Consider the following 24531-nt stretch of genomic DNA (forward strand, 5'->3'; position numbering starts at 1 on the left):
AAATCAAGGCCGTCATTATGGCTGCAAGTCCGCTTGACGCAAACCTCGGAGCGCTCCTGTTGAGTATGAATAAAGTGCGTATAATCCGCCGCCATGACTCGTACTCGAACTCCCCGTACCCCAAAAAAACCACCCTCCAGGGGCCTGCGCCCGTGGCTGGGCTGGGCCATTAAACTCAGTCTGGTTGGCCTGGTAGTGCTGGCCGGATTCGCCGTTTACCTTGATGCAATCGTCCAGGAGAAGTTCTCCGGCAAGCGCTGGACGATTCCGGCCAAGGTTTACGCACGTCCGCTCGAGCTGTTCGTCGGACAAAAGCTGAGCCGGGATGATTTCCTGACCGAGCTCGATGCCCTGGGTTATCGCCGTGAAAGCGTGGCCAACGGTCCGGGCGCGGCGTCGGTCAACGGCAATACCGTTGACCTGAACACCCGTGGCTTCCAGTTCTATGAAGGCATGGAGCAGGCACAACCGGTGCGGGTGCGCTTCTCCGGCGATTACGTGGCCGAGTTGTCGGGCGCAAAAGGTTCGAAACTTTCGGTGGTGCGCCTGGAGCCGCTGCTGATCGGCGGTCTGTACCCGAAAAACCTCGAGGACCGGATCCTGATCAAGATCGATCAGGTGCCGCCGTATTTGCTCGACACCCTGGTGGCGGTCGAGGATCGCGATTTTTACCATCACTTTGGTGTTTCGCCGAAGTCGATCGCCCGGGCGATCTGGGTCAATGGCTCGTCCGGGCGCATGCGCCAGGGCGGCAGTACCCTGACTCAGCAGTTGGTCAAGAACTTCTATCTGACCAACGAGCGCAGCCTGAGCCGCAAGCTCACCGAAGCGATGATGGCGCTGCTGCTTGAACTGCATTACGACAAGCGCGAAATCCTTGAGGCTTACCTCAACGAAGTGTTTATCGGGCAGGACGGCCAGCGCGCGGTGCATGGTTTCGGTCTGGCCAGTCAGTTCTTCTTCAGCCAGCCGCTGGCCGAACTCAAGTTGCATCAGGTGGCGTTGCTGGTGGGCATGGTCAAGGGGCCATCCTCCTACAATCCGCGCCGTAATCCGGAGCGCGCCCTTGAGCGGCGTAACCTGGTACTCGATGTGCTGCAGGAGCAGGGCGTCGCGACTGCCGAGCAGGTTGAGGCGGCGAAGAAAATGCCGCTGGGCGTGACCAAGCGCGGCAGTCTGGCGGACAGCTCGTTCCCCGGCTTTCTGGATCTGGTCAAGCGTCAGTTGCGTGAAGACTATCGCGACGAAGACTTGACCGAGGAAGGGCTGCGGATCTTCACCAGTTTCGACCCGATCCTGCAGATGAAGGCTGAGGCCTCGGTCAACGACACCTTCAAGCGTCTGTCGGGGCGCAAGGGTTCCGATGACGTCGAAGCGGCAATGGTCGTGACCAATCCGGAGACCGGTGAAGTGCAGGCCATGATCGGCAGTCGCCAGGCCAGTTTTGCCGGGTTCAACCGGGCGCTGGATGCTGTGCGGCCGATTGGCTCGCTGATCAAGCCGGCGGTTTATCTGACGGCGCTGGAGAAGCCGAGCCAGTACACATTGACCAGTTGGCTGTCGGACGAGTCCTTCTCGGTCAAGGGCGCCGATGGTCAGGTCTGGAAACCGCAGAACTACGATCGTCGTTCTCACGGTACGGTCTTCCTCTATCAAGGTCTGGCGCATTCCTACAACCTGTCGACCGCGCGTCTCGGTTTGGCGGTCGGTGTGCCGAACGTCCTGAAAACGCTGGCGCGCCTGGGGGTGTCTCGTGAATTCCCGGCCTTCCCGTCGATGTTGCTCGGCGCTGGCGGGATGACGCCGATCGAAGTGGCGACCATGTACCAGACTCTCGCCAACGGCGGCTTCAATACGCCGATGCGCGGGATTCGTAGCGTGCTGACTGCCGAGGGCGAGCCGCTCAAGCGTTATCCGTTCCAGATTCAGCAGCGATTCGATCCGGCCTCCATTTACCTGATCCAGAGCGCCATGCAGCGTGTGATGCGTGAAGGTACCGGCAGCTCGGTTTACAACGTGTTGCCAAGGACCCTGACCCTGGCGGGTAAAACCGGTACCAGTAACGACTCGCGAGACAGTTGGTTTGCCGGTTTCAGTCAGGACTTGCTGGCGGTGGTCTGGCTGGGGCGCGATGACAACGGCAAGACGCCTTTTACCGGCGCCACCGGAGCCTTGCAGGTCTGGACCAGCTTCATGCGCAAGGCCGACCCGTTGCCGCTGGACATGCCGCAGCCGGATAATATTGTTCAGGCCTGGGTCGATTCCCGTACCGGGCAAGGTTCTGACGCCGGTTGCCCAGGTGCCGTGCAGATGCCGTATATTCGCGGCAGCGAACCGCCTCCCGGCGTCGCTTGCGGTGGTGAAAACCCTGCTGAGTCGGTGATGGATTGGGTCAAGGGCTGGATGAATTAAGCAAAGAGGGTTTCAAGTGAACAAGTGGTTGATTCCAGCGGTTGCCGCCGTAGCTTTGCTCAGCGGTTGCTCCACCGTACAACGTGGCTCGATCCCGGTCGTGGACTCCGGCACCGCCGTGTCCAACAGTGAGCGGATCTCGGCCAATGGCGGCTTCCGCCAGACGACCGTCAAGCGCCCTGCACAGGGACAGTCCCGGACACAGGCGATTCCGCAAGGTGACAGCGGTGTAGTGGTAATGGTGCCAGGCGCGGCAACGACTTCAACGCCGATCAGCACCACGCCGATAACCCCGGGTCCGATCACGCCGGGGCCGATTGACACGTCGCCGATTCAATCGACGCCGATCAATCAGGGCAGCTACAACATGCCGTCGTCGCCGAGCGGGATTCCATCGGCCAGTTCGGGCGGACTTTCTGCGGACGAGCAACTGGACGGCCCGGTATTGGCCTTGCTGACCACCGCTCAACAGCAACAGGCGAGCGGTGATCTCAATGGCGCCTCCTCCAGCCTCGAACGCGCCCAGCGCGTTGCCCCGCGTGAGCCGCAGGTGCTTTATCGCCTGGCGCAGGTGCGGATGGCTCAAGGCGATGCGGCGCAAGCCGAGCAGTTCGCTCGCCGTGGGTTGACCTTTGCCAATGGCCGTCCGGCCCTTCAGGCCAACTTGTGGGAACTGATTGGTCAGGCGCGTGAAAAACAGGGTGACTCCCAGGGCGCGGCATTGGCTCGTCAGAAGGCCAAGGTAACGGGGTGATGGACGCGCGTTTTCTAAAAATCGCCGATCAACTGTTGTTGATCGAGCGCGAGTTGCGGGTGCAAGGATGGTGGGATGAAGTCTCGCCATCCGCTGAAGCGCTTTCCAGTGTCGAGCCGTTTTCGGTCGATACACTGGATTTCGAGCAATGGCTGCAATGGATCTTCCTGCCACGCATGAAGATGATCCTTGAACAGGATTTGCCGCTACCCAACGCTTCGGGCATTCAGGACATGGCTGAAATGGTCTTTGCCGGACGCAATGTCCAGGGCAAGGACCGGCAGTTGCAAGTGTTGCTCAAACAGTTTGATCAGTTGATCACAGCGTCTCGCTGAGCCAGAAGCTGCCAGCGTCCGCTGGCAGTTGTTCACAATATCTCTTTATTTTGTCGGCCGCTGCAGGGGAAGTGCATGCGCGTGCCAATTTTTTGCCAAAAGTTGCGCAATCGAAGCTAACACAGGGCTGATTTACGGGTTTTTTCTTGCGTTCTCATGTGCTTAGTAGAATAAAGCACATAGACGACTTGACTTGCGAAGGACGAAACAGAAGAATCCAAAGTCCGCTGTACAGGGACTGCCAGAAGCAGACCCTCTCAGCAGATCATGAGGCGCATATCCGCGTCGACCTGTTACACCCGCAACGCGTTACCTCGCGCTGGGTGGGAAAGGCCCGCAACACTTGGGACGATCCCAATACTTGCTCAGTCAGTGCTGACGTAGTCGGCGACCACCGTCGCTCATGCTCTGCCGAGAAGTAAACCTATTAAGACCCGTCCCATTTTTCGTGGGCGGTATTCTGGCGTTTTAGAGGTGAGCAACGTGGAGCTTTTATCTGGCGGTGAGATGCTCGTCCGCTTTTTGCGCGACGAAGGCGTCAAATATATCTACGGGTACCCGGGTGGTGCTCTTCTTCATGTTTACGATGCCCTGTTCAAAGAACCGGAAGTGACCCACATCCTGGTTCGTCACGAACAAGCGGCTACCCATATGGCTGACGGCTACGCCCGTGCCACCGGTAAAGCCGGTGTGGTACTGGTGACTTCCGGGCCTGGCGCGACAAACGCCATCACCGGTATTGCCACGGCCTACATGGACTCCATTCCGATGGTGGTCATTTCCGGCCAGGTGCCGAGCACCATGGTCGGCACCGATGCGTTCCAGGAAACCGACATGATCGGTATCTCCCGACCGATCGTGAAGCACAGCTTCATGATCAAGCACGCGTCGGAAATCCCGGAAGTCATGAAGAAAGCCTTCTACCTGGCGCAATCCGGTCGTCCTGGTCCGGTCGTTGTCGATATCCCGAAAGACATGACCAACCCGGCCGAGAAGTTCGAATACGTCTTCCCGAAAAAAGCCAAGCTGCGTTCCTACAGCCCGGCTGTTCGCGGTCACTCCGGTCAAATCCGCAAGGCGGCAGAAATGCTCCTGGCGGCCAAGCGCCCTGTGTTGTACTCGGGCGGCGGCGTGATCCTTGGTGGCGGTTCCGCACCACTGACCGAACTGGCGAAGATGCTCAATCTGCCAGTGACCAATACCCTGATGGGCCTCGGTGGCTACCCTGGCACCGACCGTCAGTTCATCGGCATGCTCGGCATGCACGGCAGCTACACCGCCAACCTGGCGATGCACCATGCTGACGTGATCCTCGCTGTCGGCGCGCGTTTCGACGACCGTGTCATCAACGGTGCGTCGAAGTTCTGCCCGAACGCCAAGATCATTCACATCGACATCGACCCGGCTTCGATCTCCAAGACCATCAAGGCCGACGTGCCTATCGTTGGTCCGGTTGAGAGCGTCCTGACTGAAATGGTCGCGATCCTCAAGGAAATCGGCGAGACCCCGAACAAGGAGTCCGTTGCCAGCTGGTGGAAGCAGGTTGACGAGTGGCGCGGTGATCGCGGCCTGTTCCCGTATGACAAGGGCGACGGCAGCAAGATCAAGCCGCAAACAGTGATCGAAACCCTGTGCGAAGTGACCAAGGGCGACGCCTTTGTGACCTCCGACGTTGGTCAGCACCAAATGTTCGCCGCGCAGTACTACAAGTTCAACAAGCCGAATCGCTGGATCAACTCTGGTGGCCTCGGCACCATGGGCTTCGGTTTCCCTGCGGCCATGGGCATTCAGTTGAGCTTCCCGGATGCGGACGTCGCCTGTGTAACGGGCGAAGGCAGCATCCAGATGAACATTCAGGAACTGTCCACCTGCCTGCAATACGGTTTGCCGGTAAAAATCGTCATCCTGAACAACGGCGTGCTGGGCATGGTTCGGCAGTGGCAGGACATGAGCTATGGCAGCCGTCACTCGCACTCCTACATGGAGTCGTTGCCTGACTTCGTCAAGCTGGCTGAGGCCTATGGTCACGTCGGCGTACGCATCACTGAATCGAAAGATTTGAAGTCGAAGATGGAAGAGGCGTTCGCCATGAAAGATCGCCTGGTAGTGATCGATATTTCGGTCGATACCAGCGAGCACGTCTACCCGATGCAAATCAAAGACGGCTCCATGCGCGATATGTGGCTGAGCAAGACGGAGCGTACCTAATCATGCGGCACATTATTTCCTTGCTTCTGGAAAACGAACCTGGCGCTCTGTCTCGTGTGGTTGGTCTGTTCTCGCAGCGCAACTACAACATCGAAAGCCTGACCGTTGCGCCGACCGAAGACCCGACCTTGTCGCGTCTGACGCTGACCACAGTTGGCCACGATGAAATCATCGAGCAGATCACCAAGAACCTGAACAAGCTGATCGAAGTGGTAAAACTGGTCGACCTGTCGGAGAGTGCTCACATCGAGCGCGAACTGATGCTGGTCAAGGTCAAGGCCACCGGCGCCCAGCGCGCCGAGATCAAACGCACTACCGATATTTACCGTGGACAGATCGTCGATGTCAGCGCCAGCGTGTATACCGTTCAACTGACCGGTACCAGCGACAAGCTCGACAGCTTCATTCAGTCCATTGGCACCGCCTCGATTCTGGAAACCGTCCGTAGTGGCGTGACCGGCATTGCCCGCGGCGACAAAGTACTCAGCATCTAAACCAAATTAGCGAACGGCCTGAACGGCCTGATATAGGGGAAATTCATGAAAGTTTTCTACGATAAAGACTGCGACCTGTCGATCATCCAGGGCAAGAAAGTTGCCATCATCGGTTACGGTTCCCAGGGTCACGCTCAAGCGTGCAACCTGAAAGACTCCGGCGTTGACGTGACTGTTGGCCTGCGTAAAGGTTCGGCTACCGTTGCCAAGGCTGAAGCCCACGGCCTGAAAGTGACCGACGTTGCTTCCGCTGTCGCGGCTGCCGACCTGGTCATGATCCTGACCCCGGACGAATTCCAGTCCTCCCTGTACAAGAACGAAATCGAGCCAAACATCAAGAAAGGCGCCACCCTGGCCTTCTCCCACGGCTTCGCGATCCACTACAACCAGGTTGTGCCGCGCGCAGACCTCGACGTGATCATGATCGCGCCGAAGGCCCCAGGCCACACCGTACGTTCCGAGTTCGTGAAGGGCGGCGGTATCCCTGACCTGATCGCTATCTATCAGGACGCCTCGGGCAACGCCAAGAACGTCGCTCTGTCCTACGCGGCCGGCGTTGGCGGCGGTCGTACCGGCATCATCGAAACCACCTTCAAGGACGAGACTGAAACCGACCTGTTCGGCGAGCAAGCCGTTCTGTGCGGCGGTACCGTTGAACTGGTCAAAGCCGGTTTCGAAACTCTGGTCGAAGCTGGCTACGCGCCGGAAATGGCCTACTTCGAGTGCCTGCACGAACTGAAGTTGATCGTTGACCTCATGTACGAAGGCGGCATCGCCAACATGAACTACTCGATCTCCAACAACGCCGAATACGGCGAGTACGTGACCGGCCCGGAAGTCATCAACGCCGAATCCCGTCAGGCCATGCGCAACGCCCTGAAACGTATTCAGGACGGCGAATACGCCAAGATGTTCATCAGCGAAGGCGCTACCGGCTATCCTTCGATGACCGCCAAGCGTCGTAACAACGCCGCTCACGGTATCGAAATCATCGGCGAGCAACTGCGCTCCATGATGCCGTGGATCGGTGCCAACAAGATCGTCGACAAAGCCAAAAACTAAGTCACGCACTTGTACGAAAAAACGCGGCCCAGGCCGCGTTTTTCGTTTGGGAGGCCGGTTCTGGTATAAAGCTGCATCGTTTGCGGCCGAACCGTCGTCCCAGACACCTGTCCAAACTTTCCACCCCGTTGCAAGGTAATGTCCATGAGCGAACGCCCCGAAGAGCCAAACCAGGCTTCTGACGCCGAAAGCCTGCTGCCCATCGATGAACATGTCGAGGAAGGGCATGACGCTGAAGGTCGTAAAGTCCGGCATCGTGGTATCTATCTTCTGCCGAATCTGTTCACCACTGCGAACCTGTTCGCGGGGTTCTATTCCATCATCAACTCGATGAGTGCCCAGGCTGCCTTGAGCGCCGGCGACTCGGTCAATGCGAGCAAGTACTTTGCTTTTGCAGCCATCGCGATTTTCGTTGCCATGGTGCTCGATGGCCTCGATGGTCGCGTCGCTCGCATGACCAATACCCAGAGTGCCTTCGGCGCCGAATATGATTCGCTGTCGGACATGGTTGCCTTTGGCGTTGCGCCGGCATTGCTGGCCTTTGGTTGGGCCTTGGGTGACATGGGCAAGGTTGGCTGGATGGTCGCCTTCATTTATGTCGCGGGTGCGGCGTTGCGTCTTGCACGCTTCAATACTCAGGTCGGTACGGCGGACAAGCGCTACTTCATCGGTCTGGCCAGCCCGGCAGCTGCGGGTGTTGTTGCAGGCATTGTCTGGGCGTTCAGCGATTACGGCATCCAGGGTTCCAAAATGTCTTTCCTGGTTGCGTTGATGGTGGCTGCGGCCGGCATGCTGATGGTCAGCAACATCAAGTACAACAGCTTCAAGGAGCTGGACCTGAAGGGGCGGGTGCCATTCGTTGCGATACTCGCGGTGGTACTGGTGTTCGCGGTCGTGTTCAGTGATCCGCCGCGCATCCTGTTGCTGGTGTTTCTCGCCTATGCAGCCTCCGGCCCGTTTCAATACCTGTTACGTCTTCGTCGTAACAAGAGCGTGTAATTTCCCTCATACTCCGCAGTCTATGGGTGCATCTGTCCTCCAGAGCTGCGGAGTAACCATGCTGATCAAAGTCTCCAAAGCGTCCGACTGCCATGAGTCGGACGTCACGCCTGAATCCCTCTATCTATCTCGGCGCAATGTGCTCAGTGCCACGGTTGCCGGCTTCGCTTTGGGCAGCCTGCCCCAATGGGCCAGCGCTGGCGATGCTGCGCGTTACCCGGATGTTGATCCCGGCAAGGCGCCTTCCTGGTTCAGCGAAAAGCTTCCGGCTACCCGGTGGGGCGCGGTCAACGTCAAGGATGAGGCGATCACGCCTTTCAAGGATGCGACTCATTACAACAACTTCTACGAGTTCGGCACCGACAAGGGGGATCCTGCTGCCAATGCCGTCACGCTGAAGACGGAGCCGTGGTCGGTGGTAGTGGACGGGGAGGTGGGCAAGCCGGGGCGGTATGCGCTGGAAGACTTCATGAAACCGTATCAGTTGGAAGAGCGAATCTACCGCCTGCGCTGTGTGGAAGCTTGGTCGATGGTCCTTCCCTGGATCGGTTTTCCCCTCTCGGCGTTGCTCAAGGAAGTCGAGCCGACCTCGAAAGCCAGATTCATCCGTTTCGAAACCCTGCTGGATCCCAAAAGCATGCCGGGCCAGCGTTCCGGTTTTGCCTTGATCGACTGGCCATATATAGAAGGGCTGCGTCTGGATGAGGCGATGAATCCGTTGGCGATTCTTGCCGTTGGAATGTACGGGCGTGAGTTGCCTAATCAGAACGGTGCGCCGCTGCGTTTGGTAGTGCCTTGGAAATATGGCTTCAAGAGCATCAAATCCATTGTCCGCATCAGTCTGGTCAGCGAGCAGCCGAAAACGACCTGGCAGAGCATTGCTTCGGATGAATATGGCTTTTATGCGAATGTGAACCCCGCTGTTGATCATCCTCGCTGGACTCAGGCTCGTGAACGCCGTCTGCCCAGCGGTTTGTTCAAGCCCAATGTACGCGACACGCAAATGTTCAACGGCTATTCAGAAGAAGTCGCTTCTCTATATACGGGGCTCGACCTGAGGAAGAATTACTGATGCGTCATCCGTTTTGGCGTATCGGCGTCTTTGTCGTGGCGCTGGTGTGGCCGCTGCTGTGGTTGTACCAGGCTTGGGAAGAACTCCTCGGGCCGGATCCAGGCAAGGTGCTGGTGGACCGATTGGGTTTGGGGGCGCTTGTTCTGCTGCTTGTAACGTTGAGCATGACGCCTTTGCAGACGCTCACCGGTTGGTCGGGGTGGTTTGCTGTACGGCGACAGTTGGGGTTGTGGTGTTTTGCCTATGTGCTGCTCCACCTCAGTAGTTATTGCGCATTCATTCTTGGTTTTGACTGGTCGCAGCTGGGTGTCGAGTTGCGCAAGCGGCCTTACATTATTGTCGGGGCGCTGGGCTTTCTTGGTTTGCTGGCATTGGCGGTGACGTCCAATCGATATAGTCAGCGACGATTGCGGGCGAGTTGGAAGAGGTTGCATCGTCTGGCTTATGTAATTCTTGGACTCGGATTGCTGCATATGCTCTGGATTGTGCGTGCGGATCTGAAAGAGTGGGCGATCTATGCATGTATAGGTGCGCTGCTGTCAGTGCTGCGGCTACCGCCTTTAGCCCGTCGAATCCCGCGTTTAATGGCTAAAAAGGCCTCTTCTGCCAAAAAGGCGTAAATAGGTGTTGACGGCAGATCTCAGGTGTCTATAATTCGCCCCACTTCCGGCGCAGTCGAAACGGAAAACTCCTTGGTAAACAAAGAGTTACGCAGTTTTCGGCAGTCAGTTGCTTCAGGTCATCGAAGCCGAAAGGAAGTTGAAAAAGAGGTGTTGACAGCAGCGAGTAACGCTGTAGAATTCGCCTCCCGCTGACGAGAGATCGGAAGCGCAAGTGGTTGAAGTTACAAAGGAAACTTTGAAAACTTCGGAAAATAATCACTTGACAGCAAATGAGGCTGCTGTAGAATGCGCGCCTCGGTTGAGACGAAAAGCTCTTAACCAACCGCTCTTTAACAACTGAATCAAGCAATTCGTGTGGGTGCTTGTGGAGTCAGACTGCTAGTCAACAGATTATCAGCATCACAAGTTACTCCGCGAGAAATCAAAGATGTAACCAACGATTGCTGAGCCAAGTTTAGGGTTTTCTCAAAACCCAAAGATGTTTGAACTGAAGAGTTTGATCATGGCTCAGATTGAACGCTGGCGGCAGGCCTAACACATGCAAGTCGAGCGGATGAGAGGAGCTTGCTCCTTGATTCAGCGGCGGACGGGTGAGTAATGCCTAGGAATCTGCCTGGTAGTGGGGGACAACGTTTCGAAAGGAACGCTAATACCGCATACGTCCTACGGGAGAAAGCAGGGGACCTTCGGGCCTTGCGCTATCAGATGAGCCTAGGTCGGATTAGCTAGTTGGTGAGGTAATGGCTCACCAAGGCGACGATCCGTAACTGGTCTGAGAGGATGATCAGTCACACTGGAACTGAGACACGGTCCAGACTCCTACGGGAGGCAGCAGTGGGGAATATTGGACAATGGGCGAAAGCCTGATCCAGCCATGCCGCGTGTGTGAAGAAGGTCTTCGGATTGTAAAGCACTTTAAGTTGGGAGGAAGGGCATTAACCTAATACGTTAGTGTTTTGACGTTACCGACAGAATAAGCACCGGCTAACTCTGTGCCAGCAGCCGCGGTAATACAGAGGGTGCAAGCGTTAATCGGAATTACTGGGCGTAAAGCGCGCGTAGGTGGTTTGTTAAGTTGGATGTGAAAGCCCCGGGCTCAACCTGGGAACTGCATTCAAAACTGACAAGCTAGAGTATGGTAGAGGGTGGTGGAATTTCCTGTGTAGCGGTGAAATGCGTAGATATAGGAAGGAACACCAGTGGCGAAGGCGACCACCTGGACTGATACTGACACTGAGGTGCGAAAGCGTGGGGAGCAAACAGGATTAGATACCCTGGTAGTCCACGCCGTAAACGATGTCAACTAGCCGTTGGGAGCCTTGAGCTCTTAGTGGCGCAGCTAACGCATTAAGTTGACCGCCTGGGGAGTACGGCCGCAAGGTTAAAACTCAAATGAATTGACGGGGGCCCGCACAAGCGGTGGAGCATGTGGTTTAATTCGAAGCAACGCGAAGAACCTTACCAGGCCTTGACATCCAATGAACTTTCCAGAGATGGATTGGTGCCTTCGGGAGCATTGAGACAGGTGCTGCATGGCTGTCGTCAGCTCGTGTCGTGAGATGTTGGGTTAAGTCCCGTAACGAGCGCAACCCTTGTCCTTAGTTACCAGCACGTTATGGTGGGCACTCTAAGGAGACTGCCGGTGACAAACCGGAGGAAGGTGGGGATGACGTCAAGTCATCATGGCCCTTACGGCCTGGGCTACACACGTGCTACAATGGTCGGTACAGAGGGTTGCCAAGCCGCGAGGTGGAGCTAATCCCACAAAACCGATCGTAGTCCGGATCGCAGTCTGCAACTCGACTGCGTGAAGTCGGAATCGCTAGTAATCGCGAATCAGAATGTCGCGGTGAATACGTTCCCGGGCCTTGTACACACCGCCCGTCACACCATGGGAGTGGGTTGCACCAGAAGTAGCTAGTCTAACCTTCGGGAGGACGGTTACCACGGTGTGATTCATGACTGGGGTGAAGTCGTAACAAGGTAGCCGTAGGGGAACCTGCGGCTGGATCACCTCCTTAATCGACGACTCAGCTGCTCCATGAGCTCCCACACGAATTGCTTGATTCATTGAAGAAGACGATAAGAAGCAGCCCGAAATTGGGTCTGTAGCTCAGTTGGTTAGAGCGCACCCCTGATAAGGGTGAGGTCGGCAGTTCGAATCTGCCCAGACCCACCAATTTTGTGTGGGAAACGCCTGTAGAAATACGGGGCCATAGCTCAGCTGGGAGAGCGCCTGCCTTGCACGCAGGAGGTCAACGGTTCGATCCCGTTTGGCTCCACCACTACTGCTTCTGTTGTAAAAGCTTAGAAATGAGCATTCCATCGAGACGATGATGAATGTTGATTTCTAGTCTTTGACTAGTTCGTTCTTTAAAAATTTGGGTATGTGATAGAAAGATAGACTGAACGTTACTTTCACTGGTAACGGATCAGGCTAAGGTAAAATTTGTGAGTGGCTCTTAGGAGCGCAATCGAATTTTCGGCGAATGTCGTCTTCACAGTATAACCAGATTGCTTGGGGTTATATGGTCAAGTGAAGAAGCGCATACGGTGGATGCCTTGGCAGTCAGAGGCGATGAAAGACGTGGTAGCCTGCGAAAAGCTTCGGGGAGTCGGCAAACAGACTTTGATCCGGAGATGTCTGAATGGGGGAACCCAGCCATCATAAGATGGTTATCTTGTACTGAATACATAGGTGCAAGAGGCGAACCAGGGGAACTGAAACATCTAAGTACCCTGAGGAAAAGAAATCAACCGAGATTCCCTTAGTAGTGGCGAGCGAACGGGGACTAGCCCTTAAGTGGCTTTGAGATTAGCGGAACGCTCTGGAAAGTGCGGCCATAGTGGGTGATAGCCCTGTACGCGAAAATCTCTTGGTCATGAAATCGAGTAGGACGGAGCACGAGAAACTTTGTCTGAATATGGGGGGACCATCCTCCAAGGCTAAATACTACTGACTGACCGATAGTGAACTAGTACCGTGAGGGAAAGGCGAAAAGAACCCCGGAGAGGGGAGTGAAATAGATCCTGAAACCGTATGCGTACAAGCAGTGGGAGCCCACTTTGTTGGGTGACTGCGTACCTTTTGTATAATGGGTCAGCGACTTATTTTCAGTGGCGAGCTTAACCGAATAGGGGAGGCGTAGCGAAAGCGAGTCTTAATAGGGCGTCTAGTCGCTGGGAATAGACCCGAAACCGGGCGATCTATCCATGGGCAGGTTGAAGGTTAGGTAACACTGACTGGAGGACCGAACCGACTACCGTTGAAAAGTTAGCGGATGACCTGTGGATCGGAGTGAAAGGCTAATCAAGCTCGGAGATAGCTGGTTCTCCTCGAAAGCTATTTAGGTAGCGCCTCATGTATCACTGTAGGGGGTAGAGCACTGTTTCGGCTAGGGGGTCATCCCGACTTACCAAACCGATGCAAACTCCGAATACCTACAAGTGCCGAGCATGGGAGACACACGGCGGGTGCTAACGTCCGTCGTGAAAAGGGAAACAACCCAGACCGTCAGCTAAGGTCCCAAAGTTATGGTTAAGTGGGAAACGATGTGGGAAGGCTTAGACAGCTAGGAGGTTGGCTTAGAAGCAGCCACCCTTTAAAGAAAGCGTAATAGCTCACTAGTCGAGTCGGCCTGCGCGGAAGATGTAACGGGGCTCAAACCATACACCGAAGCTACGGGTATCACTTAGGTGATGCGGTAGAGGAGCGTTCTGTAAGCCTGTGAAGGTGAGTTGAGAAGCTTGCTGGAGGTATCAGAAGTGCGAATGCTGACATGAGTAACGACAATGGGTGTGAAAAACACCCACGCCGAAAGACCAAGGTTTCCTGCGCAACGTTAATCGACGCAGGGTTAGTCGGTCCCTAAGGCGAGGCTGAAAAGCGTAGTCGATGGAAAACAGGTTAATATTCCTGTACTTCTGGTTATTGCGATGGAGGGACGGAGAAGGCTAGGCCAGCTTGGCGTTGGTTGTCCAAGTTTAAGGTGGTAGGCTGAGATCTTAGGTAAATCCGGGATCTTAAGGCCGAGAGCTGATGACGAGTTACCCTCTGGGTGACGAAGTGGTTGATGCCATGCTTCCAAGAAAAGCTTCTAAGCTTCAGGTAACCAGGAACCGTACCCCAAACCGACACAGGTGGTTGGGTAGAGAATACCAAGGCGCTTGAGAGAACTCGGGTGAAGGAACTAGGCAAAATGGCACCGTAACTTCGGGAGAAGGTGCGCCGGTGAGGGTGAAGCATTTACTGCGTAAGCCCACGCCGGTCGAAGATACCAGGCCGCTGCGACTGTTTATTAAAAACACAGCACTCTGCAAACACGAAAGTGGACGTATAGGGTGTGACGCCTGCCCGGTGCCGGAAGGTTAATTGATGGGGTTAGCTAACGCGAAGCTCTTGATCGAAGCCCCGGTAAACGGCGGCCGTAACTATAACGGTCCTAAGGTAGCGAAATTCCTTGTCGGGTAAGTTCCGACCTGCACGAATGGCGTAACGATGGCGGCGCTGTCTCCACCCGAGACTCAGTGAAATTGAAATCGCTGTGAAGATGCAGTGTATCCGCGGCTAGACGGAAAGACCCCGTGAACCTTTACTATAGCTTTGCACTGGACTTTGAATTTGCTTGTGTAGGATAGGTGGGAGGCTTTGAAGCGTGGACGCCAGTTCGCGTGGAGCCATCCTTGAAATACCACCCTGGCAACTTTGAGGTTCTAACTCAGGTCCGTTATCCGGATCGAGGACAGTGTATGGTGGGTAGTTTGACTGGGGCGGTCTCCTCCTAAAGAGTAACGGAGGAGTACGAAGGTGCGCTCAGACCGGTCGGAAATCGGTCGTAGAGTATAAAGGCAAAAGCGCGCTTGACTGCGAGACAGACACGTCGAGCAGGTACGAAAGTAGGTCTTAGTGATCCGGTGGTTCTGTATGGAAGGGCCATCGCTCAACGGATAAAAGGTACTCCGGGGATAACAGGCTGATACCGCCCAAGAGTTCATATCGACGGCGGTGTTTGGCACCTCGATGTCGGCTCATCACATCCTGGGGCTGAAGCCGGTCCCAAGGGTATGGCTGTTCGCCATTTAAAGTGGTACGCGAGCTGGGTTTAGAACGTCGTGAGACAGTTCGGTCCCTATCTGCCGTGGACGTTTGAGATTTGAGAGGGGCTGCTCCTAGTACGAGAGGACCGGAGTGGACGAACCTCTGGTGTTCCGGTTGTCACGCCAGTGGCATTGCCGGGTAGCTATGTTCGGGAAAGATAACCGCTGAAAGCATCTAAGCGGGAAACTTGCCTCAAGATGAGATCTCACTGGAACCTTGAGTTCCCTGAAGGGCCGTCGAAGACTACGACGTTGATAGGTTGGGTGTGTAAGCGCTGTGAGGCGTTGAGCTAACCAATACTAATTGCCCGTGAGGCTTGACCATATAACACCCAAGCAATTTGCGAACTCGGAAGAGGCCAGATTGCGGTGTGTGAAGACGCAATGAACCGAAAGTTCGAGATGCTCACAAAACACCAAACTATCACCTACCCAATTTGCTGAAGCGAGGCCAGCCGGTCACGACTCAGTACCCGAATTTCTTGACGACCATAGAGCATTGGAACCACCTGATCCCATCCCGAACTCAGCAGTGAAACGATGCATCGCCGATGGTAGTGTGGGGTTTCCCCATGTGAGAGTAGGTCATCGTCAAGATCAAATTCCGAAACCCCAATTGCGCAAGCAGTTGGGGTTTTGTTTTTGTGCGTGAAAAAACAGCGCTGACCGTTGCACATTTTGCACAGTTATTTTCAGCCCATGGCACTAGAATAGGCCCAACTTCTTCAGAGTCAGAGCCTTTATGCCGGATCCGGTTGACGCCCCAGGGCTGTCAGAATTACCGCTAGACAATCTGGTTGCCTGTCATGAGTGCGACCTGCTGATGCGCAAACCCGTACTCGCCCACGGCGAAAAAGCCCTGTGCCCGCGCTGTGGCTACGAGCTTTATGCCCATCGCTACAACGTCGTACAGCGCAGCCTTGCCTTGGTCATCGCCGCCTTGATGTTGTTTATTCCGGCGAACTTTTTACCCATCATGCAACTCAATCTGCTCGGGCAATCTTCGCAAGACACTGTCTGGAGCGGTGTTGTCGCCCTTTTTGATACAGGCATGCAAAGCGTTTCAGTGGTCGTGTTCCTGTGCAGCATGGGGATCCCGCTGCTCAAGCTACTGTGCCAATTGGCCGTATTGTTGAGTATCCGTTTTGATGTCGGACGCAGCTACGGCTTGTTGCTCTATCGGATTTATCACCACATACGCGAATGGGGGATGCTCGAGGTTTACTTCATGGGCGTGCTGGTGGCGATCGTCAAGCTGGCAGATATGGCAGCAATCACCGTGGGCCTCGGCCTGGCGTGCTTCATTGGTTTGTTGCTGATTCAAGTCTGGCTGGAGGTCGTGATGTCGCCTCACCAGATCTGGCAAGCGTTATCAGGAGAGGATGCCCATGCGGGCGATTGATGCAGGCATTCTGATTTGCAAGGAATGTCATGAATTGAACAGGCAGGAAGCTGATACCGAGATGAGCAAGTCTGTACACGCTGCGGAGCGTTGGTGCATGCCCGCAGCCCGAATAGCCTGGTGCGAACCTGGGCATTGCTGATTACAGCCGCCATTCTTTACATACCGGCCAATTTGTTGCCGATCATGACCGTGAACTCCCTGGGCAAAGGTGCGCCCAGCACGATCATGGCCGGTGTGATCGAGTTGATGCACTACGGAATGTTCCCCATTGCGGCCGTGGTGTTTATCGCCAGTATCGTGGTGCCCACGTTCAAGCTGGTGGGCATCGCTCTGCTGCTGTTTTCCGTGCAGCGTCGTCAGCCCCTTTCGGCTCGCCAGCGTATCTGGATGTACCGTTTCATTGAATTCATCGGCCGCTGGTCGATGCTCGATATCTTTGTGATCGCCATCCTCGTGGCGGTCGTGAATTTTGGGCGGCTTGCCAGCATCGAAGCCAATCTTGGCGCCATCGCTTTCGCCACAGTGGTGATTCTGACGATGCTTGCCGCAGTAACTTTCGATCCCCGACTGATTTGGGATAACACGGAGTCGGACGACGACCATGACTGATTTGCCTGTAGCGAAAACCCGACCGGCCTCGAACTGGTCTGCCATTTGGGTGTTGCCCCTGATCGCCTTGATCATCGGGGGCTGGCTTGGCTGGCGTGCCTATAACGAGACCGGTATCGAGATTCAGGTGCGTTTTGAGAGTGGCGAAGGCATTCAGGCCAACAAGACCGAAGTTGTCTATAAAGGCATGCCGGTCGGCAAGGTCAAAAGCCTGAAGCTCGATGACGAGGGCAGTTCCAAAGGTGTGATCGCCAGCATCGAAATGAACAAGGATGTGGAGCAATACCTGCGAACCAGCACGCGTTTCTGGCTTGTGAAGCCGAGCGTGACTCTGGCTGGTATTACTGGCCTCGAGACGCTGGTTTCGGGCAACTACGTTGCGATCAGTCCGGGTGAGGGTGAACCGGTTCGCAAGTTCAAGGCCCTGGTTCAGGAGCCACCGCTCTCCGATGCCCAGCCGGGTCTGCACCTGACCATCAAGGCCGATCGCCTGGGTTCGCTGAACCGTGGCAGTCCAGTGTTCTACAAACAGATCAAGGTGGGGCAGATCAAGAGCTACGTGCTCTCCGAAGATCAGAGCACTGTCGAGCTCAAGGTCTTCATCGAGCCGACCTACGCCAAACTGGTGCGTAAACACACGCGTTTCTGGAATGCCAGTGGCATCAGCATCGACGCCAATCTGTCCGGTGTGAAAGTGCGCAGCGAGTCCCTGGCCAGCATCGTCGCCGGTGGTATTGCGTTCGCTACGCCTGAAAACCGCAAGGACAGCCCGCCGACCGACCCAAGCCTGCCGTTCAGACTCTATGAAGATTTCGATGCGGCGGCAGCCGGTATCCGGGTGAAGGTCAAGCTCAGCGACTTTGAAGGCTTGCAGGCCGGTCGTACGCCGGTGATGTACAAAGGCATTCAGGTCGGCAATCTCAAGGCGCTGAAGGTCGATCCTGACCTGTCCGGGGCCACCGCCGAGTTGACGATGGACCCGTTGGCCGAGGATTACCTGGTCGAAGGCACACAATTCTGGGTGGTCAAACCGTCGATTTCTCTGGCGGGGATTACCGGCCTTGAGGCGTTGGTCAAAGGCAACTACATCGCTGTGCGACCTGGCGACAAGGGGTCGGCACCACAACGGGAGTTTGTGGCGCGAGCCAAGGCGCCGCCGCTGGATCTGCGTGCGCCCGGCCTGCATTTGGTGTTGTTCACGGAAAATCTCGGCTCGCTGGAAGTCGGCAGCCCGGTTCTCTACAAACAAGTTAAAGTCGGCTCCGTGCAGAGCTATCAGTTCTCACGCACCAAAAAACAACTGATCATTGGTGTGCACATCGAGAAGGAATACGAAGGCCTGGTCAACGCCTCGACGCGCTTCTGGAACGCCAGTGGCATCACCCTCACGGGCGGGCTGACCGGTGGGGTCCAGATTAAAAGTGAATCGTTGCAGAGCTTGATGGCCGGCGGCATTGCCTTCGAGACCCCACGAGACAAAGCCCCGTTGCAAAAGCGTGTGCCACGTTTCCGTCTGTTCGCCAACCATGAAGAGGCCACGCAGAAAGGCGAAGTCATCACGATCAAGCTGGATCGCGCTGATGGCTTGCGTACCGGCACTCCGATTCGTTTCAAAGGTCTGGATGTCGGCAAGGTGGAAGGCGTTGATCTCAGCGAGGATCTGCAATCGGTGCTGCTGACCGCACGGATTACCGAAGTGCCGGAGCGCATCGCCCGGGTCGGTAGTCAGTTCTGGGTGGTCAAGCCTGAACTGGGCCTGATCAAGACGTCCAACCTCGAAACCCTGGTAACCGGGCAATACATCGAGGTGCAGCCGGCGCCGAAGAATCTGGGACCGCAGAAGAACTTTGTCGCTTTGGTCACTGCGCCGGAAACGGCCAAGCAGGAAGCGGGACTGAGTCTGGTGCTGAGCGCCGCTCGTCGAGGTTCGCTGAAGGCCGGCGTGCCGGTGACCTATCGCGAAATAACAGTGGGCAAGGTGACTGGTTATGAACTGGGAGAGACCGCTGATCGTGTGTTGATCCATATTCTGATCGAGCCGAAATACGCGCCACTGGTACGCAGCGGTACGCGGTTCTGGAACACCAGCGGTTTCGACTTCGATGTCGGCCTGTTCAAAGGCGCAACGGTGCGAACTGAATCCCTGGAAACGATGATTCAGGGCGGTGTCGCCTTCGCCACGCCGGATGGCGAGCGCATGGGTAGCCCGGCAAGACCGGAGCAGACGTTCGCACTGTTCGACAAATTTGAAGAGGAATGGCTGGGCTGGGCGCCGAAGATTAGCCTTGGTAAATAACAGGGATTTGATTGGGCGTCTGTGATGACGCCTTCGCGGGCAAGCCCGCTCCCACAGGGGCTGGGTGGTTCCTGAAGAAATGCGATCAAATGTGGGAGCGGGCTTGCTCGCGAAGAGGCCCTTGAACTCACTGAAAATCTGATTCAGCGCCCATAAAAAAGGCCGCGATCCATTGGATCGCGGCCTTTTTACTGCCTTCGATTCAAGCCTCAGACCGCGTCCAGCTCCGGTTCATCCGCTTGTTCGTTGACCGTTGCCTTGACCTGGTCGTGACGACGGATGTACTTCCAGTCCGCCTCGTCGATGTAGATGCCGGCCGGGCCGCTGCCGCCTTCCAGGTCGATGGCGACACTGGCGCAGACCTGCGGCTTCACGCTCGCCAGAATCGGCACGAAGCCCAGTTGCAGGCTGGTTTCCAGCAAGGCGGCCTGGTTCTTCTCATCGATGTCCGCCGCCTCGTCAAGGTAGTACGGCAGGCGTACGCGACCGGCCTGGTCACGGTCCATCAAGTGCAGCAACAAATACATGTTGGTCAGCGCCTTGATGGTCATGGTGGTGCCGTTGGAGGCGGCGCCGTCGATGTCGGTGTGGATCACCGGTTGGCCGTTGACCTTGGTGATCTCGAACGCCAGCTCGAACAAGTCCTTGAGGCCGAGCTGGTTGTGGTTGGCCGCCACCAGTCGCGCCAGGTATTCCTTGGCTTCTTCGTTCTTGTTGTCCTGCTCGGCGCTTTGGCTGAGGTCGAAGACCGACAGGGTTTCGCCTTCCTCGTACTGGCCGGCACTGTGGATGATCTGGTCGATGTGCTTGAGCGCTTCCTTGTTCGGTGCAAGCACGATGCGGAAGCTTTGCAGGTTGGAGACCTGGCGTTTGTTGATCTCGCGGTTGAACAGTGCCAGTTGGTGCTCGAGGCTGTCGTAATCGCTACGGATGTTGCGCAGGGTCCGGGCGATGTCCGTCACGGCGGCACGGCGAGCCTTGCCCAGGGTCAGGGCTTCGTCGGTGCGGTGCGCATAGGCGTTGATCAACAGTTGCAGGCGACGCTCCATATCGTCTTCGCTGTCGAACTTGGCCACGCCTTTGAGGCGCACCTGAGCGTACAGCGCTTCGATCTGGCCATCGGCCCGCAGCAGGCCTTGCCAACTGTCCTGATAGTCATTGAGCAGCGGCAGCAGGTTGTCCATGGAATCGTCGACCGGGTCCATGAATGGCGTGCCGAAAGGCAGGTCTGCCGGCAACAGCTGACGGCGGCGCAGGGCGTCGTCGAGGGTGCGTTGCTTGGCTTCCATGTCGCCGATCTGCCGGCCAACCAGTTGCAGCTTGGCCGACAGTTGCTGGACGCGCTCGGTGAAGGCATCGCTGGAACGCTTCAATTCGTCTTGGGCGGCTTCCATCTGCGCCAGTTGTTCCAGCTTGTCGCCTTCCTCGGCGCTCAGGGTTTGCGCGCGGCGGAAATCTTCCAGGGCTTTCTGTGCATCGAGCACTTGCTGGTACAGGGCCTCGGTCTGGGTTTTGCTCGCGGCGCGGTCGGCAGCCACGGCTTGCTGGGTTTTCAGTTGCTTGAGTTCTTTTTCCAGACGTTCTTTCTGGTCGCGCAGGGCCGCTCGGTCAGCCAGGGCCTGCAATGCCGGTGGTTCGATGTGCGAAATGTCGATCGACAGGCCCGGCACCTCGAAACGTTCGCCTTTGAAACCGTCGAGGATCAGCTCTACGGATTTGACCCACTCGCCATCGTCGTCAAGGGTGATGCCGTGTTCGCCCAGCGGCAGGCTGAACAGTGCGCTGTTGAACAGGCGCATCAGGCGTTCGACGTCTTGCTGCGAGAATTCTTCGCGCAGGCGGGCGTAGCTGTTGTTGTCTGCGTGGTCGAGTTGCTGCTTGACCGACTTCAGGCGTTTTTCCAGGTCGCGCAGACGCTCTTCCAGGTCCTCGGCGCTGAACTGGCGGGATTGCGCCAACGCACCGGCGAGTTCGTCGTGGGCATCCTTGGCCGCGAGCAGTTGCTGCTCCAGCACCTTGACGTCATCGATCAGGGCAAAGCGATGCTTGAGCACCGACAGTTCGCCGAGCCAGCGCTGGATGCCGGTGATTTCCCGCTCCAGGCGCATCAGTTCCTGAGTGCCACCGCGCTGGTCGTTTTGCAGGGCGTCCTGTTCGTTGCGGTAGTGCTCGGCCTGAATGGTCAGCTCTTCCTTGCGCGCACTGGCGTAGTCCGACCAGGTGCCCAGCAGCGAATCGAGCAACGGCGAGATCCGGTGCAGTTTGCCGCGCAGGACGTCGCGTTGCTTCACGCCGTTGGCCAGGGCTTCGACCAGTGGGCCGGCGGCGACCAGCGAGTTGTAGTCCTGTTCCATGCGTCGCACATCGCGGAACGCTTCTTCGCACGCGGCGATGTAGTCGACGCTGCCGGAACGCAGGCTGTGTTCGAACGCATCAAGGAATAACTGCTTGAGCTTGGCCGCAGTGATTTCGCGCATGTGCAGCAGGTTGATGAACAGCGCGCGGAAGGTCTTCAGGCTCTGCTCGCTGGTGGAGCGCAATGGAATCAGCGTCAGGTCCAGCGGAATCGAGGTGTGGCCACCGACCAGCAAACGGCGCAGTTCGTCCGGCTTGAGTTCATAGGCTTTCAGGCCTTCGCGTTCAAGGTTGGTGAACAGTTCTTTCTGGCGCAGGCAGGTGTCGTTCTTCTGGTAGTGGGCCAGGTCCAGTTTGCCGGCATAGGCAAAGAACTGGTGACCAAAACCGCCGCCCGGGCCGCGGCCGACCACACCGATCACGTGTGGACCGTGGGGCAGGTTCACTTCCACCAGGATGTAACTGGTGTCCGAGGCGAAGTAGAAGCGCCGGGATTGTTCCAGGCTGTACTTGCCGAAGCTCATGTCCGACATGCGTGCCAGGATCGGGAACTGCAAGGCGTTGATCGAGGCGGATTTACCGAGGTTGTTCGCGCCGTACACCGACAGTGGCTCTTCCAGCGGGAACAGGCCGAGGCTGTAGCCGGCGGTGTTCAAAAGGGCAAAGCGGCGGATGCCGTAACGTTCCTTGCTCATGCGTCGAGCTCCTGTTCTTCGGCAATGGCGCGGGCCAGGGCGTCTTCTTCGCTCTCGTCCGCAAACTCAGCGAGGTCGAGCGGGTCGTCGGTCTGCAGCAGTTTTTCGTCACTGTCTTCGTCGATCAGCACCGGCACCGGCAACGGCAGGACGCTGTGCAGGCTGGCGGCCAGATCGCGGTCCTGCTGCACCGACAGGCAGACGTCGAGGAAGCGGTGCATCGGCGGCAGGAAGCGGTAGATGCCGTTTTCTTCGCTGGCGAAACCGAGCTGGGTCATGCGGCGCATGATCTTTTCTTCCAGCTCGTCCTGGGTCTGCACTTCGGCCTGGATGAACAGGTCGCGGTATTTTTCCAGCAGCGACGGCAACTCATCGCGCCCCAGGCTGCCACCGTCGAGCACGGCGATCGGGTCTCGGCCCTGATCGGCCAGATGCTCGACGAGGATGAAGGTGAACAGCGCCAGACGCTGGGCGGTCTTGTTCACCGCTGCCGCCGCGAGGTCCGGCACGAAGTAGTAGAAGCCGCGGGTGTCGCAGACCAGTTCAAAGCCCAGGGCCTTGAATAACGTGCGGTACTGGTCCTGGAAGTTCGACAATTGTGCGTACAGCTCCGGATCACGGCGGCTGACGTGGTAACCCTTGAACAGCTCGCGAAAGATCGGTGCCAGTTGGGACAGTTCGGAAAGATCAAGATGCATAGTGGGTGCTCGCAGAATCCTCGGCGGTGTCGCTGACCGAGAGCAGGGCGAAGGAGCGCAGGCTGACCTGGTGCTCGTGAGTATGGTATTCGCGACGTTCCAGACGCTCGCGCTTGAAGCGTTTTTCTCGCGACAGGCGCGAGAACCAGTAGAGCAATTCGTCGGTGGCGCCGTCCGGTTCCTGCTCCAGCAGCCAGGTCATCAGGTCCGGCATCGGCAGAGCGTCTTCGCAGCGTTCGAGCATTTCCCGAACCGTGCGTGGCGCCCGTGGGGCTTCGCCTTTTTGCGTTTTGTGGGCCTTGGGGAAACGCGCCGGTTTCGGTTCGAAACGCGCCAGGGCATAAACATAGGCTTCGACCTGGCTGGCGCTGCCGAGGAAAGTGCTTTGCGGGCGGGTGAACATCGGCATCGCCGCCTGCGGTACGGCGTCGATGCCCTTGCGGCGGATCATCGACAGGGCCAGCGCCGCACCACGGGTCACGGCGTTGTGCCGGCGGGCTTCTTCACGCAGTGGCAACAGCAGCTCGCGGGCATGACGCAGGGTCAGTTGAGCGCTGGTCTGCATTTCGAGGATGCGCGCATGAGTGCGCAGCAGCATGTCGTCGTCGACCAGGTGGCCGAGGCGTTGCTGCTCGGAGAGCATCTTCAGCAGGACGGTTTCGACCTTGCGCACGCCTTGTTCGAAGGCGCCGTCGGCGTTCACCAGATCAATCATCGGCTCGACGTATTCGTCCCAGGTCGCCAGCACTTCCGCGTAACGCTGGCGCAACGGAATCTGCCGGTCGCTGGTTTTCGCCCGTTCGGCGACGGCCACCAGTGCCTGTTCGTCGTTATCGAGTTTTTTCAGCACGTCACGCACGCGCATGTCGAGCAAGCGCAACTGTCGCGCCAGGTCGTTGCCATCGCGGATCTCGAAGGCGTCCTGGATGTAGCCGGCCAGGCGCTCAAGGTGGCGCAGGTAGGCTTCGATCTCCAGGCACAGGCCCAGACGGTGTTCACGGCGCAGATAGGCGAGGAAGTCGTGAATCTGCGCATTGAGCTCGAAACGGTTCGGGCTTTTGGCCACGGGAACCAGGATGTCGAGGCGAATCCACACATCCAGCAGGCTGGTAATGTCCTGCGGCGTACTGTCCAGTTGCTGGGCGGCCAGTTGCGTGCGCAGTTCGTTCAGGCTCAGTGTGCCTTGGTCGAAGTGCTCGCACAGTGGCTCCAGAAGTGCCCAGTGTTCAGCGAGGGCGCGCAAGACGCGCTTGGGTTCGATCATCGGAATGGCCGGCTGGTTGGCGATTAAAAGCCGCGATTGTACTGCATCGGGGGCAATGCGATTCACTCTCGGGACGGGCTGTCGCCATTTTTCATAGGTGGAAAGACTATCGGTGAAGTCTATCGATCAACTGCGGGCGATCTTGTGCGAACG

At 57.0% G+C, this 24531-nt stretch carries 14 protein-coding genes, 2 tRNA genes, 3 rRNA genes and 1 pseudogene; 17 read left to right on the forward strand and 3 right to left on the reverse strand.

What is annotated here, in order from left to right; all coding sequences use genetic code 11:
* The first annotated feature begins 93 nt into the window (after positions 1-93).
* The 17 genes and pseudogenes from mrcB to ABIA48_RS19170 all read left to right on the forward strand — a co-directional run bounded on the left by mrcB (position 94) and on the right by ABIA48_RS19170 (position 19366).
* Positions 94-2412, forward strand: a complete 2319-nt coding sequence (mrcB, locus tag ABIA48_RS19090; RefSeq protein WP_429490592.1) for a penicillin-binding protein 1B — start codon at positions 94-96, stop codon at positions 2410-2412.
* A 16-nt stretch (positions 2413-2428) separates the two neighbouring features.
* Positions 2429-3166, forward strand: coding sequence for a tetratricopeptide repeat protein (locus ABIA48_RS19095; protein WP_429490594.1), 738 nt, complete (start codon positions 2429-2431; stop codon positions 3164-3166).
* A complete protein-coding gene (locus ABIA48_RS19100) occupies positions 3166-3501 on the forward strand; it encodes a YqcC family protein (RefSeq protein WP_429490596.1) in 336 nt (111 codons plus the stop codon). Before ABIA48_RS19095 ends, ABIA48_RS19100 begins: the two co-directional genes overlap by 1 nt.
* A gap of 483 nt (positions 3502-3984) precedes the next feature.
* Positions 3985-5709: an acetolactate synthase 3 large subunit gene (locus ABIA48_RS19105; RefSeq protein ID WP_108232442.1), complete on the forward strand. Its 1725-nt coding sequence runs from the start codon at positions 3985-3987 to the stop codon at positions 5707-5709.
* 2 nt (positions 5710-5711) lie between these two features.
* Positions 5712-6203: an acetolactate synthase small subunit gene (gene ilvN / locus ABIA48_RS19110; protein WP_003205610.1), complete on the forward strand. Its 492-nt coding sequence runs from the start codon at positions 5712-5714 to the stop codon at positions 6201-6203.
* Between the two features lie 45 nt (positions 6204-6248).
* Positions 6249-7265 (forward strand): ketol-acid reductoisomerase, encoded by a 1017-nt coding sequence (gene ilvC / locus ABIA48_RS19115; protein WP_003228216.1) that lies wholly within the window; start codon positions 6249-6251, stop codon positions 7263-7265.
* Positions 7266-7409: 144 nt separating this feature from the next.
* The gene (gene pssA, locus ABIA48_RS19120) at positions 7410-8264 is read left to right on the forward strand and encodes a CDP-diacylglycerol--serine O-phosphatidyltransferase (RefSeq protein WP_007990089.1); all 855 of its coding nucleotides are present in this window, start codon (positions 7410-7412) and stop codon (positions 8262-8264) included.
* Between the two features lie 58 nt (positions 8265-8322).
* Complete coding sequence (msrP, locus tag ABIA48_RS19125) at positions 8323-9336, forward strand: protein-methionine-sulfoxide reductase catalytic subunit MsrP (protein WP_429490599.1); 1014 nt, start codon at positions 8323-8325, stop codon at positions 9334-9336.
* A complete protein-coding gene (msrQ, locus tag ABIA48_RS19130) occupies positions 9336-9956 on the forward strand; it encodes a protein-methionine-sulfoxide reductase heme-binding subunit MsrQ (protein ID WP_429490601.1) in 621 nt (206 codons plus the stop codon). Before msrP ends, msrQ begins: the two co-directional genes overlap by 1 nt.
* 487 nt (positions 9957-10443) lie before the next feature.
* A 16S ribosomal RNA gene (locus tag ABIA48_RS19135) occupies positions 10444-11980 on the forward strand.
* Positions 11981-12061: 81 nt separating this feature from the next.
* A tRNA-Ile gene (locus ABIA48_RS19140) sits at positions 12062-12138 on the forward strand.
* Between the two features lie 30 nt (positions 12139-12168).
* Positions 12169-12244, forward strand: a tRNA-Ala gene (locus ABIA48_RS19145).
* 245 nt (positions 12245-12489) lie between these two features.
* Positions 12490-15381, forward strand: a 23S ribosomal RNA gene (locus tag ABIA48_RS19150).
* A gap of 156 nt (positions 15382-15537) precedes the next feature.
* Positions 15538-15653, forward strand: a 5S ribosomal RNA gene (gene rrf, locus ABIA48_RS19155).
* The 16S, 23S and 5S rRNA genes sit together here with 2 tRNA genes alongside, the layout of an rRNA operon.
* A gap of 145 nt (positions 15654-15798) precedes the next feature.
* Entirely contained in the window at positions 15799-16458 is a 660-nt protein-coding gene (locus tag ABIA48_RS19160; protein WP_429490603.1) for a paraquat-inducible protein A, read from the forward strand.
* Positions 16445-17070 (forward strand): annotated as a pseudogene (locus ABIA48_RS19165) (paraquat-inducible protein A). Before ABIA48_RS19160 ends, ABIA48_RS19165 begins: the two are co-directional and overlap by 14 nt.
* Positions 17063-19366, forward strand: a complete 2304-nt coding sequence (locus ABIA48_RS19170) for an intermembrane transport protein PqiB (RefSeq protein WP_429490605.1) — start codon at positions 17063-17065, stop codon at positions 19364-19366. The pseudogene ABIA48_RS19165 and the gene ABIA48_RS19170 overlap by 8 nt, the downstream one beginning before the upstream one ends.
* Before the next feature lie 209 nt (positions 19367-19575).
* On the opposite strand, the gene mksF is transcribed toward ABIA48_RS19170, so the two are convergent.
* From mksF to mksB, 3 genes are read right to left on the reverse strand one after another with little or no spacing between them, the layout of a single operon-like run.
* Positions 19576-22416 (reverse strand): Mks condensin complex protein MksF, encoded by a 2841-nt coding sequence (gene mksF, locus ABIA48_RS19175; protein ID WP_204931926.1) that lies wholly within the window; start codon positions 22414-22416, stop codon positions 19576-19578.
* Complete coding sequence (mksE, locus tag ABIA48_RS19180; protein WP_007981789.1) at positions 22413-23114, reverse strand: Mks condensin complex protein MksE; 702 nt, start codon at positions 23112-23114, stop codon at positions 22413-22415. Before mksE ends, mksF begins: the two co-directional genes overlap by 4 nt.
* A complete protein-coding gene (gene mksB, locus ABIA48_RS19185; RefSeq protein ID WP_429490608.1) occupies positions 23104-24378 on the reverse strand; it encodes an Mks condensin complex protein MksB in 1275 nt (424 codons plus the stop codon). The genes mksE and mksB overlap by 11 nt, the downstream gene beginning before the upstream one ends.
* Positions 24379-24531: the final 153 nt, after the last annotated feature.

Source organism: Pseudomonas sp. S30_BP2TU TE3576 (assembly GCF_050436025.1).
GTDB lineage: Bacteria > Pseudomonadota > Gammaproteobacteria > Pseudomonadales > Pseudomonadaceae > Aquipseudomonas.